11 protein-coding genes are annotated in these 11,712 nt (G+C 35.9%); 9 read left to right on the top strand and 2 right to left on the bottom strand.

Annotated features, from left to right (window positions below):
* Window positions 1-5 precede the first annotated feature (5 nt).
* Window positions 6-863, top strand: coding sequence for an acyl-CoA thioesterase II (gene tesB, locus KO527_RS25495; protein ID WP_216043057.1), 858 nt, complete (start codon window positions 6-8; stop codon window positions 861-863).
* 80 nt (window positions 864-943) lie between these two features.
* Here the strand turns inward: tesB and plsB are convergent, their stop codons facing one another.
* The gene (gene plsB / locus KO527_RS25500; protein WP_216043058.1) at window positions 944-3,409 is read right to left on the bottom strand and encodes a glycerol-3-phosphate 1-O-acyltransferase PlsB; all 2,466 of its coding nucleotides are present in this window, start codon (window positions 3,407-3,409) and stop codon (window positions 944-946) included.
* Between the two features lie 174 nt (window positions 3,410-3,583).
* Here plsB and lexA point away from each other — a divergent pair, with 174 nt between their 5' ends.
* The 5 genes from lexA (at window position 3,584) to KO527_RS25525 (ending at window position 8,919) form a co-directional block, all read left to right on the top strand.
* Entirely contained in the window at window positions 3,584-4,201 is a 618-nt protein-coding gene (gene lexA, locus KO527_RS25505) for a transcriptional repressor LexA (protein ID WP_216043059.1), read from the top strand.
* 499 nt (window positions 4,202-4,700) lie between these two features.
* Entirely contained in the window at window positions 4,701-5,846 is a 1,146-nt protein-coding gene (coxB, locus tag KO527_RS25510) for a cytochrome c oxidase subunit II (protein WP_216043060.1), read from the top strand.
* Window positions 5,846-7,495 carry a cytochrome c oxidase subunit I gene (gene ctaD, locus KO527_RS25515; RefSeq protein ID WP_252734126.1) on the top strand — a complete coding sequence of 550 codons (1,650 nt, stop codon included), beginning with the start codon at window positions 5,846-5,848 and terminating at the stop codon, window positions 7,493-7,495. The genes coxB and ctaD overlap by 1 nt, the downstream gene beginning before the upstream one ends.
* A gap of 3 nt (window positions 7,496-7,498) precedes the next feature.
* Window positions 7,499-8,047, top strand: coding sequence for a cytochrome c oxidase assembly protein (locus KO527_RS25520; RefSeq protein WP_216043061.1), 549 nt, complete (start codon window positions 7,499-7,501; stop codon window positions 8,045-8,047).
* Window positions 8,044-8,919 carry a cytochrome c oxidase subunit 3 gene (locus KO527_RS25525; protein ID WP_216043062.1) on the top strand — a complete coding sequence of 292 codons (876 nt, stop codon included), beginning with the start codon at window positions 8,044-8,046 and terminating at the stop codon, window positions 8,917-8,919. The genes KO527_RS25520 and KO527_RS25525 overlap by 4 nt, the downstream gene beginning before the upstream one ends.
* 109 nt (window positions 8,920-9,028) lie before the next feature.
* Here the strand turns inward: KO527_RS25525 and KO527_RS25530 are convergent, their stop codons facing one another.
* Window positions 9,029-9,238, bottom strand: a complete 210-nt coding sequence (locus KO527_RS25530) for a DUF2909 domain-containing protein (protein WP_216043063.1) — start codon at window positions 9,236-9,238, stop codon at window positions 9,029-9,031.
* Between the two features lie 20 nt (window positions 9,239-9,258).
* Here KO527_RS25530 and KO527_RS25535 point away from each other — a divergent pair, with 20 nt between their 5' ends.
* The 3 genes from KO527_RS25535 (at window position 9,259) to KO527_RS25545 (ending at window position 11,707) form a co-directional block, all read left to right on the top strand.
* Window positions 9,259-10,083, top strand: a complete 825-nt coding sequence (locus tag KO527_RS25535; protein WP_216043064.1) for an SURF1 family protein — start codon at window positions 9,259-9,261, stop codon at window positions 10,081-10,083.
* Entirely contained in the window at window positions 10,073-10,573 is a 501-nt protein-coding gene (locus KO527_RS25540; RefSeq protein WP_216043065.1) for a transmembrane cytochrome oxidase associated protein, read from the top strand. The genes KO527_RS25535 and KO527_RS25540 overlap by 11 nt, the downstream gene beginning before the upstream one ends.
* 75 nt (window positions 10,574-10,648) lie before the next feature.
* On the top strand, window positions 10,649-11,707 hold the full coding sequence (locus KO527_RS25545) for a COX15/CtaA family protein (RefSeq protein WP_216043066.1): 1,059 nt from the start codon (window positions 10,649-10,651) through the stop codon (window positions 11,705-11,707).
* The last annotated feature ends 5 nt before the right edge of the window (window positions 11,708-11,712 follow it).

Raw genomic sequence — 11,712 nt, forward strand, 5'->3', positions numbered from 1 at the left:
AAGTTATGAGTCAAATATTAGATGATTTATTATCATTATTGGATTTAGAAACCATAGAGGAAGGGCTTTACCGTGGTGATAGCCAAGATTTAGGTTTTAAAGCTGTTTTTGGCGGACAAGTCATGGGGCAGGCTTTATCAGCTGCAAAGGAAACAGTTGTTGAAGAAAGGTTGGTACATTCACTTCATTCCTATTTTTTACGCCCTGGTGATGCCGCTAAACCTATCGTATATGATGTCGAAAATATTAGAGATGGTAAAAGCTTTAGCACGCGAAGAGTAAAAGCGATTCAAAATGGTAAACCGATATTTTATATGACAGTCTCATTTCATAATGAAGAGCCTGGAGTAACGCATCAAGCATCTATGCCTAATGTACCAGGACCCGAAAACTTACGTTCATCATTAGAGTTTTATCGCGAAAATGCCAATTTGATCCCTGAGAAAATAAGAGACAAAGTATTATGTGATAAACCGATTGAAATGAGGCCTGTTAATTTTCAAAGTCCATTTAAACCCGAAGTCACTTTAGCAAATAGGTATGTGTGGTTTAAAGCGAATGGTGAAATGCCAAATGATCCTCGCATTCATAAATACTTATTAGCGTATGCGTCGGATTTTGAGTTTTTACCAACCGCATTGCAACCACATGGATTGTCTTTTATGCAGCCAAATATGCAAGTTGCGACTATAGATCATGCGATGTGGTTTCATAGAGAGTTTAGAATGGATGAATGGATCTTATATGCAGTTGATAGCCCTTCAGCGAGTGGTGGCAGAGGGTTAGTAAGAGGTCAGTTTTTTAATCAGGATGGCGTATTAATAGCGTCAACTATGCAGGAAGGCTTGATACGTCAAAGGTAACTATCAGAATTGATATTGAAATATAAATAAAAATAGGGCAAATAAGCCCTATATTTATCAAATGCTACTTAATGAGTTAGTTAGCCTATGCACTTATCGTTATGTTGAGATGTAGTCAGTTCTATTGACTGTAAAACATTTGGTGAAAGTAAATGTGTAACAGCATCATAAAGCGCAAATAATTTAGTACCCGATTGAAAATCATTATTATGATCAACTTCTAATAATTCATTTTCTTTTAAGCCTAAAATAAAACTACTTAAAACCTTTTTATCAAAGAATTCAGGTGTTTTAATGCCATGTAACAAACTGAGCCTTTGCGCTAAGTTTTGACTACTGGTTTCTAATTTAGCTCGACTAATGCCAGATGATTTTGGAATTAAACCTAATACAACTGCGTATCTTTGCAAAGTGCAGTCAATAATACGGCTTAATAAATCTAACTGAAAATAGGCACTGCTAGAATCACTAATAAGAGATATACCGTTCCCAATGACTTCAATTAATCCTTGCGCATTTAAGTTATTTAAAATTGTTTCAACATAGTCATCGGCGAGTGGTTTTAAGAACCATTCAGCAGAAAATAAAGGATATAGTTTTTCTACTAGCGCTTTACAGCTTTGAATATCCGTTTTTTGTTGTTGCAAAATAAAACGCGCTAATAAGCTAGGTACACAAAACAAATGGATTACGTTGTTTCTGTAGTAGTTTAATAAGACTTTTTCTTTATCTTTAATCGCAACAATATCACCAAATGAATCTTGTAATAAGTTGAGCTTGTTTAATTTAAGTGCATGCTCAAGTAGCGCATGTGCATCTTCATTAGGTTGCGTTACTCTGTCTGTATAAGGTGCATTAGCTTGTAGGTTTAAATACAACTTTAATTGAGTAATCACTTCTGGTTTACTTAAAGCATGTTTATCGCTATTTAATAATATTAAAGCTAATAAATTGATAGAATTTAATGCCGCAGCGTTATTAATGTTCACCATGATTTCTTGTGATAAATCGCTTACTTGGCTCCCTAACCATTGCGGTTTGATTGAATCATCATCGCTAATTGAATCTCGCCAATTAGGTTGGTTATCATTTAAAAATTGATTCACATTGATAGGTTCAGCAAAATTTACATAACCTCGGCCATAATTTTTAAGGTTTTTAATGGCCTTAAAAATACCAAATACAGATTCGTTCTTTTTATTGTCACCAGCAAGTTCTTTTAGGTAAGTGCTTACTTCCATAACATGCTCATAACCGATATAAACAGGCACGATAGAAACCGGTCTATCTAAGTCTCTAAGCATAGCTTGTATCGTCATAGCTAACATGCCGGTTTTAGGTGCTAGTAACCTGCCTGTTCTACTGCGACCGCCTTCAGTGTAAAATTTAACTGAATGACCTTTGTTAAATAACTGGAAAAGGTATTCTTTAAAAATACTAGAATAAAGTTTATTACCTTTAAATGAACGACGAATAAAAAAGGCGCCACATCGTCTAAATATAGGTCCTGCAGGCCAAAAGTTAAGGTTAACACCTGCTGCGATATGTGGTGGTACTAACCCTTGTTGGTAGATCGCATGGGTTAATAATAAATAATCCATATGACTTCGATGGCAAGGGACATAAATTATTTCGTGACCTTTTTGCGTTAACTCATTAACTTGCTCAATATTTCTAACGTCAATGCCATTATAAAGTTTGTTCCATAACCAAGTTAATATTCTGGCAAAAACGCGTATCACTGCATCGTTATAATTGGCTGCAATTTCATTGAGTTGCTTTAAAGCGTTTTCTTGTGCTTTTTCATTACTGATATTCTTACTTTTAGCTTCATCTGCAATGGCTTTTTTGATGTTCTTTGAGGCTAAAAGGCCTCTAAATAGCTTATCTTTAGAAGGAAGCTTAGGGCCTGTTGCAGCAAGCTTTTGACGTTGAAAATGTGCACGTGCAACACGAATTAATTTATGAGGTAAATCATCGGTAGCATGTTTTTTATTGAGTAACTCTCTTGCATCAACAGCTTGGCTAAAGCGAATCATGTTATCTCTACCAGAAAATATTACAACGAGTAACTTTCTTAGCCAGCTAGGACTTAAAGAGTGCGATAATAAAGTACCTAAACCTGGCTTTTCTTTACCTGGATCTCTGCCCCATAATATGGTGACTGGAATAATTTGCACCGTTTGTTCTGGGTTTTCTCGCAAAGCTTTAAATATTATTTCACCTTGCTCTAACGCATTTGTTTTTTTTCTTTTTGAGCCAAATAAAGGCGCCGGATTTGATAATGGGATTAAGCTTGGCAGCGAGTAGTCACCTAAGATCTGATTTTTTCTTGGGTTAGGTAAACCTAGCTTTTTACATTGATGACCTAACGCAGCTAAATCGCTGTGAGAATTAAGTCTTGTAATGTAAAAGGTCGGCAAATTGGTTTTAAGGCCTAATTGTGAGCAAGGGTCTTCAGGAAGTAATTTGCTTTTTACAAAAATGCTATTTGTTAACTTTGCTAGAAAGTTAAATCCTGTATTTATAAAAGAAAAAAACGCCATTGGTCCACCTAAGAAAAAAGTTTGCGCAAGGATATCAGTAATTCAACATTTATTATAGAACTGGACAGACCATTAAGCTTTATCAAGAGTAAAATATCTTTTAAATACTTGTTTGCCATTTCAAAATAACTGTATATACTCACAGTAACATGTACTGTATGGAAACCCAGTTGTATGCGACCGTTAACAAAACGACAAACACAAATTTTAGAACTAATTAAGGTATTTATCAAAGATACCGGTATGCCTCCTACAAGGGCTGAAATAGCGCAATCTCTCGGGTTTCGTAGTGCAAATGCAGCTGAAGAGCATTTAAAAGCTTTAGCTAAAAAAGGTGTTATTGAAATGGTGCCAGGTGCTAGCCGAGGTATTCGCGTAGTTGAAGAAGAACAACCTGAGCAACTTGGTTTACCTTTAATAGGTCAGGTCGCTGCTGGTTCACCGATACTTGCACAAGAGCATGTTGAAAGCCATTATGAAGTTTCAGCTGAATTATTTAAACCTGCGGCTGACTTTTTATTACGTGTAAATGGCATGAGTATGCGGGATATCGGCATAATGGATGGCGATTTATTAGCGGTTCATAAAACCCAAGTTGCCAATAATGGACAGGTTGTTGTTGCTCGTGTAGGCGATGACGTAACCGTTAAACGCTTTGAAAAAAAGGGCAGCCAAGTACTTTTGCATCCTGAAAACGAAGACTTTTCTGATATTGTAGTTGATTTAGAGAGTGAGTCTTTTGACATTGAAGGTTTAGCGGTGGGTGTTATAAGAACAGCCGATTGGATGTAATATAAATTTACACTAACTCATTAACGCTAATATTATTGAATAAATGAATATTAGCGTTTTTTATTATTTTTAAAATCATATTGTTACAAACAAAACTCTTCAAATACAATTAATGCTAATAAAAATCAATTAAACACTGTTTTGCAATAATTAATATGCCTTTTTTAGGCTGTATCCCTTACATTTATGGCTTTCCACTAAAGCCCTCTTCTTGAATTTTTCTAATTAACTTACTGATTTAACAAATTTATCAAAAATATCTTTGTTATTTTTTTGTTAAAACTTGCACAAATAACAATCATGGACTATTTGGTTATAGAGCTGTTTAAAATAAAATTTATTTAAAGCGGTAATAAAAAATATATCAAAATAAATACCAATAATAATAGTGAAATGGCAAAAAGCATTTGAAGTTTAATTTAATTACCTGGTCTGAGGTGGTTTTATTCGATTGATATCTTAGCCATTTCTTTGCTTTAAGCATAAAAGGAGATGTCACATGGGTGTCGTGCGCTTTACCTTGTGGCTTATATTGCTTATCCCTCAATTAAGTTTTGCAAATAGCTCGCTTAATATGAGAACTGGAGTAACCGATATAAGTGAAAACGTTTATCAACTGCATATGATCATTTTTATGATTTGTTGTGTGATAGGCATAATTGTCTTTGGCCTGATGTTTTGGGCTATATTCCGTCATAGAAAATCAAAAGGGGCAAAGCCAGCCCAATTTCATGAAAGTACAAAAATAGAAATATTATGGACTGCAATTCCTTTTATTATATTAATAGGCATGGCAGTACCGGCTACTAAAGCATTGATTGCTATGGAGGATACTTCAAAAGCAGATCTGACCATAAAAATAACCGGATCTCAGTGGAAGTGGCACTATGAATACCTGACTTATGAAGGTAAAAAGGGAGATGTGGATTTCTATTCCATTATGTCTACTTCACAAGATCAAATTACCAATAAAGAAACTAAAGGCGAACATTATTTACTTGAAGTAGATAAACCTTTAGTGATCCCAACAGATAAAAAAGTACGTTTTTTAATGACTTCAGATGATGTGATCCACTCATGGTGGGTACCTGATTTTGCAGTAAAAAAAGATGCTAATCCCGGATTTATTAATGAAGCTTGGACCCGTGTAAATACCCCAGGTACATATAGAGGTCAGTGTGCAGAGCTATGTGGTAAAGACCATGGCTTTATGCCTGTTGTTGTTGTTGCTAAAGCGCCAGCTGAATTTGATGCCTGGTTAAGTGACAGTCAGAAAGAAAAACAAAATGCAGCTCAAGCTGATCAAGCTTTATTATCTCAAACTTTATCAAAAGAAGAATTAATGACTTTAGGTCAACAGGTTTATATGTCTAGCTGTGCCGCATGTCATCAGCCTACTGGGTTAGGGATTCCAGGTGTATTCCCAGGATTAAAAGCAAGCCCAATCGCTTTAGGCGATGTAAATGCACATATCGATGTGGTTTTACATGGTACGCCTGGGACGGCAATGCAAGCATTTGCGAAACAACTTACTTTAAAACAGTTAGCTGCAATTGTAACTTATGAGCGTAATGCTTGGGGTAATGATACGGGTGATTTAGTACAACCTAGCCAAATTAAAGCCAGATTAGGGGGTGATGAATAATGAACTCAATTACTCAAGATCAAAAAGATTCTCAAGAGCAAACAAATGCGCATGAAGGAGTGATCATATCAGATCATGATGATGCTCACGCAGAGGATCATCATGGTCCTGCTAAAGGATTTAAACGTTGGTTATATACAACAAACCATAAAGATATAGGATCAATGTATTTGATCTTTTCATTGGTTATGTTTTTAGTGGGTGGCACCATGGCTATGGTGATCCGGGCTGAGTTATTTCAGCCTGGTTTACAATTAGTCGATCCCCACTTCTTTAATCAAATGACAACTGTGCATGGTCTTATTATGGTGTTTGGTGCCGTCATGCCTGCTTTTGTTGGTCTAGCTAACTGGATGGTGCCTTTAATGATAGGTGCGCCAGATATGGCACTACCAAGAATGAATAACTGGAGCTTTTGGATTTTACCATTTGCCTTTGCTATTTTACTTGGATCATTATTTATGGAAGGCGGTGGCCCTGCTTTTGGTTGGACTTTTTACGCACCACTTTCAACAACATATAGTAATGATAATACCGCTTTATTCGTATTTGCAGTGCATATAATGGGTATAAGTTCAATAATGGGCGCAATTAATGTGATTGTTACCATAGTGAATATGCGTGCTCCGGGCATGACTTGGATGAAGCTGCCATTATTTGTTTGGACTTGGCTAATAACCGCATTTTTATTAATAGCAGTTATGCCGGTACTTGCTGGTGTTGTTACTATGGTTTTGACCGATAAATATTTTGGTACTAGCTTCTTTAATGCCATGGGCGGTGGCGACCCCGTTATGTTCCAGCATATATTTTGGTTCTTTGGTCACCCTGAAGTTTATATTATGATTTTACCTGCATTTGGTATCGTCTCTTCAATTATTCCTGCGTTTTCTCGTAAAAAACTTTTTGGTTATGCCTCTATGGTATATGCCACAGCCTCTATCGCATTTTTATCATTTATCGTTTGGGCACATCATATGTTCACAACGGGCATGCCGTTAGCGGGTGAGTTATTTTTCATGTATACCACTATGTTGATCTCGGTTCCTACTGGGGTGAAAGTCTTTAACTGGGTGGCAACTATGTGGCGAGGCTCTTTAACTTTTGAAGTGCCCATGTTGTTTGCGATTGCGTTTGTGGTGTTATTCACTATAGGGGGGTTTTCAGGGTTAATGTTGGCAATTACGCCCGCCGACTTTCAATACCATGATACCTATTTTGTGGTGGCACATTTCCATTATGTATTAGTGACTGGGGCAATATTCTCCATTATGGCAGGAGTATATTATTGGCTGCCAAAATGGACTGGCAATATGTTTAATATTGCACTGGCAAAATGGCATTTCTGGCTTTCTTTAGTATCAGTAAATGTATTGTTTTTCCCTATGCACTTTGTTGGTTTAGCGGGAATGCCGCGTCGTGTACCAGATTATGCGCTGCAGTTTGCTGATTTTAACGCCATTATTAGTATAGGTGGTTTTGCATTTGGTTTATCACAATTACTATTTGTAGCTGTGGTTTATAAGTGCATTAAAGGTGGCGATAAAGTACCTGCAAAAGTATGGGAAGGTGCTGAAGGGCTAGAGTGGGAGGTTGATTCTCCCGCACCATATCATACTTTTGAAACACCACCAAGAATAAAGGATTAGCCAATGACGAGTCAGGGGAAATTAATCCGAAAATTAGCTTTTGCCTGTATTGGTATGTTTGGTTTTGCTTTTGCATTAGTGCCGCTATATGACGTGTTTTGTGATATCACTGGGCTCAATGGTAAACCTAGTTTAGAGCAAGCTAATGTGAGCGGTACTATAGATGAAAGCCGTATTGTTGATGTGGGGTTTATTACTCATATTCAAAACCAAGCACCTTTTAAGGTATCTGCTGATAAAGCTATTATTTCAGTGCAACCTGGCGCGATGCATAAGGTCGTGTTTAAAGCTAAAAATGAAAGTGATGTAAGCCGCATGATGCAGGCTGTACCGTCTGTATCACCAGGGCTTGCTGCCAAATACATGCATAAAATTGAATGTTTTTGTTTTAATCAGCAAGCATTAGAAGCTGGTGAAGAGGCTGATTTGGCTTTGATGTTTTATATAGACACAGCACTACCTTTAGAATTTGAAGAATTAACTTTGTCCTACACCGTATTTGATATTACAAAAAGCGGTCAAATGGGGTCTTCCCAAGGAGCAAGTAAATGAAAGAACAATATGAAAAGTATTATGTACCAGCACAAAGTCCGTGGCCATTTGTAGGCGCAGTTGGCTTATTTTTTATTGCGGTTGGTGCAGGTTTAACCGTTATGCAAATGGGTAAAGAGGCAAGCTCAGGGCAATACATATTATTAGTTGGGGTTGCGGTTATCCTTTATATGTTATTTGGTTGGTTTAAAAATGTGATAGATGAATCTATGGCAGGTTTATATTCTAAGCAATTAGATATTTCTTTTAGGCAGGGAATGGCTTGGTTTATTTTGTCGGAAGTCATGTTCTTTTTTGCCTTTTTTGGAGCATTATTTTATGCCCGAATGTTATCAATACCTTGGTTAGGCGGTGCTGATAATAATGCAATGACCAATGAAGTATTATGGAACGGCTTTGAAGCTGCTTGGCCACTATTAACAACACCTTCTGGTGAAACAACTCAGGCGATGGGTTGGCAAGGTTTGCCATTAATAAATACCTTAATTCTATTAACTTCATCAATCACAATTCATTTTGCTCATGTCGCGTTAGAGAAAAATAAACGAGGACAACTTAAAGTATTTATGATGCTAACAGTATTACTAGGCGTAGGGTTTTTATTCTTACAAGTAGAAGAATATATACATGCATATAATGATTTAGGTTTAACTTTAGAGTCGGGTATTTATGGTAATACCTTTTTCATGTTAACTGGCTTTCATGGCATGCATGTTACTTTAGGCACAATTATGTTGTTTATCGTGATGCTTAGAATATTTAAAGGGCATTTTAGTGCTAAAAATCATTTCATGTTTTTAGCTGCTGCTTGGTATTGGCATTTTGTAGATGTTGTGTGGTTAATTTTGTTTATGTTTGTATATGTTATTTAAGTTTTTGGCAGACGGGGCGTTAGCCGCGCTATTTTAGCTTTTATAAAAGTGCGAATAAATTCCCGCCCACGAGAAATAAATTCTGACGGCGGGAGTCTTAACTGCGTAATTAAAAGGGGCTTGAATTGGGGGTGATCCACCCAAGCATAATAGCCATAACAATACATACCATAGCTAAAGCAGAAAACATCACCCTGCGGCCAAGTAGTTGAGATATAGAAGGGCCATTAGGGTCATTTTTTAACATAACAAATAACGCCTTAAAAAGGTTAAATACGATAAAAACTAATAATAAAACAATAATAATTTTAACTAACATCTTATTCTCCGGAAGTGTCTATGTTGATTAGTTTAAGAAATAAACAATATCAGTTTTCATTTATATCACTAATTTTGGTGATATTGGTAGTATCTTTATGTTTCTATTTAGCTGAATGGCAAATGCAAAGAGCTGAAAATAAACAACAAAGACTAGATTATATTGCAGTGATGCAAAATAAAGGTGAACTTGACTGGGCTAAATTGAATAATTTGCCTGCAACCTTTAATAAAACGGGTTTACAGTTAAAAACAACTGGCAAACTAGATAGTCATAAGTATTGGTTATTGGATAACAGAACATTAAATGGTCGTGCTGGCTATGACGTGATCACCATTTTTTATCCTTCAATTTCTAACTCCTTACCTTTTAACCCAGTAAACAAGCAGCAAGCTTTATTAGTTAATTTTGGCTGGATACCGCAAGGTGAAAGCCGAAACCAGCTACCTAAAATTCAATTACCCAAACAAGAAATTACGATCAATGTACAACTTAAACAGGGTGACTTAGCGGGATTTTATTTAAGTGATGCAGGGCTTACAGCGCAAGGTTGGCCCAAGCAAATTCAATTTATTGATATTCACATGCAAACTGAGCAAAGCAGCCAGCAACTCGTTAGTTATATGGCTTATGCTATGGATAAAAACCCGTTGGCTCAACCACATTATCAAAGTGTGGTGATGCCGCCAGAAAAACATCACGCTTATGCATTGCAATGGTTACTCATAGGATTTGCAGCCTTAGGTATTTTCATATTTGCAGTACGTAGTCAAAATAACAATCAAAAAAACACACAAAAAGCGTTAAATAAACAGATCCCTATAGGAGAAGTAAATGACAAATAAAAAAACCATTATTATTTTCATTGTCAGTTTTATCGTGCCATTAGTTTTGGCTTATACAGTATTAAAACTTGAATTAATTCCAACAAATACAGTTAACCAGGGAGAGTTTTTATCGCAGGAAGTAAAGTTAGATTCTTGGGCTGAAATAGAACCAAAGGCTTGGTCTATTGCTTACATTGCAGCAAAACAATGTAATGAAAAGTGTATAAGTCGTAGAGCTGAATTAAAAAACCTTCACTTAGCCTTAGGTAAAAATCAAGGCAAAGTAGATTTAGTACTATTAGGTAAAGATGAACTGACAGAGGATGGCTTTAAAAACTATGTTTATAACAATAACCAATTAAAGCAAGACGCTTTATATTTAGTTGACCATATGGGGTTAGTGGTATTGGTTTATCCAATAACCGATGATGAGCAAATAAATAGAATGACCAATAAAGGTTTGATGAAAGACCTTAAAAAACTGTTAAATTATGCCCGCAGTTCTTAGTGAAACAATAAAGGAATAATCACAACGATTTAAAAATAAAAACAATGATATTAAGTAGTTGAAGGATTAATAACAATGAATAAAAAAGTATCTCAATATTTTAAAAATAAATATCAGGCTTTAGTTTTATTTAGCTGTTTATTTGCAGTAGTGGTAGTTGGTTTAGGTGCTTATACCAGATTAAGTGATGCCGGTTTAGGTTGCCCTGATTGGCCTGGATGTTATGGTTTTTTAACAGTACCTAAGCATTTAAGTGACATGTCTTTAGTTGAACAAAACTTCCCTGGTGCTGTTGTAGAATCAGGCAAAGCTTGGAAAGAAATGATCCATAGATATTTTGCTGGTACTTTAGGTTTAATGCTATTAGCTATCATGCTGTATTCACTTTACCTTTTTAAAAATCAGTCTTTAAATTCAGCGAAGTTAAAAAAACATATCACTCCACTTAAATTACCCATATTTCTAGTTCTACTGGTAATTTTTCAAGCGATATTAGGTATGTTAACTGTGACTATGGCCTTACAGCCTTTAATTGTAATGGGTCATTTATTGGGTGGTTTTGCCATCTTAACCCTATCCAGTTTGTTATATTTTCGTATAACCAGTAAACCTATAACAGGAGAAAAGGCCTCAATAATAGGTCATTTTTCTTGGTGTCTATTTGCTTTGGTTGTATTGCTGATTCAAATTGCTTTGGGGGGGTGGTTGGCTGCAAACTACGCTGCGCCTTATTGTGTTGGTTTACCTTTATGTTCAGGTAATTGGCAGCAAACATTTTCCTTGTTGGATGTATTTCAACTTCCATCTTCGGCAAGCAATTATGAATTTGGTGTTTTATCGTCAGAGGCACGTCAATCCATTCATTTAGTCCATAGATTTTGGGCCATAGTCACAGCAACTGTGATTGTATTTGTTGCCATTCGTATTTGGCTGCAAGCTCTAACTAGTAAAATTAAAAATGCTGCTGTACTTGTTGTTATTGCAGTAATTTGCCAAATTTTATTAGGGGGTATTTTAATATATTGGCATTTTCCTATTAGCATCGCATTAGCCCATAACTTAATGGCTGCTATGTTATTAATAAGCTTGATTCGATTAAGTTATTTCATACATAAAGTAAAAAGTGATTTGTAGATGGT

The organism is Pseudoalteromonas sp. C2R02 (assembly GCF_018860845.1).
Lineage (GTDB): Bacteria > Pseudomonadota > Gammaproteobacteria > Enterobacterales > Alteromonadaceae > Pseudoalteromonas.

Bases quoted from the DNA above. Each gene is read 5' to 3' on its own strand.
- KO527_RS25525 (WP_216043062.1), top strand. From the start codon at position 8,044: ATGAAAGAACAATATGAAAAGTATTATGTACCAGCACAAAGTCCGTGG.
- KO527_RS25520 (WP_216043061.1), top strand. From the start codon at position 7,499: ATGACGAGTCAGGGGAAATTAATCCGAAAATTAGCTTTTGCCTGTATT.
- KO527_RS25545 (WP_216043066.1), top strand. From the start codon at position 10,649: ATGAATAAAAAAGTATCTCAATATTTTAAAAATAAATATCAGGCTTTA.
- KO527_RS25530 (WP_216043063.1), bottom strand. From the start codon at position 9,238: ATGTTAGTTAAAATTATTATTGTTTTATTATTAGTTTTTATCGTATTT.
- tesB (WP_216043057.1), top strand. From the start codon at position 6: ATGAGTCAAATATTAGATGATTTATTATCATTATTGGATTTAGAAACC.
- KO527_RS25535 (WP_216043064.1), top strand. From the start codon at position 9,259: ATGTTGATTAGTTTAAGAAATAAACAATATCAGTTTTCATTTATATCA.
- KO527_RS25540 (WP_216043065.1), top strand. From the start codon at position 10,073: ATGACAAATAAAAAAACCATTATTATTTTCATTGTCAGTTTTATCGTG.
- plsB (WP_216043058.1), bottom strand. From the start codon at position 3,409: ATGGCGTTTTTTTCTTTTATAAATACAGGATTTAACTTTCTAGCAAAG.
- ctaD (WP_252734126.1), top strand. From the start codon at position 5,846: ATGAACTCAATTACTCAAGATCAAAAAGATTCTCAAGAGCAAACAAAT.
- lexA (WP_216043059.1), top strand. From the start codon at position 3,584: ATGCGACCGTTAACAAAACGACAAACACAAATTTTAGAACTAATTAAG.
- coxB (WP_216043060.1), top strand. From the start codon at position 4,701: ATGGGTGTCGTGCGCTTTACCTTGTGGCTTATATTGCTTATCCCTCAA.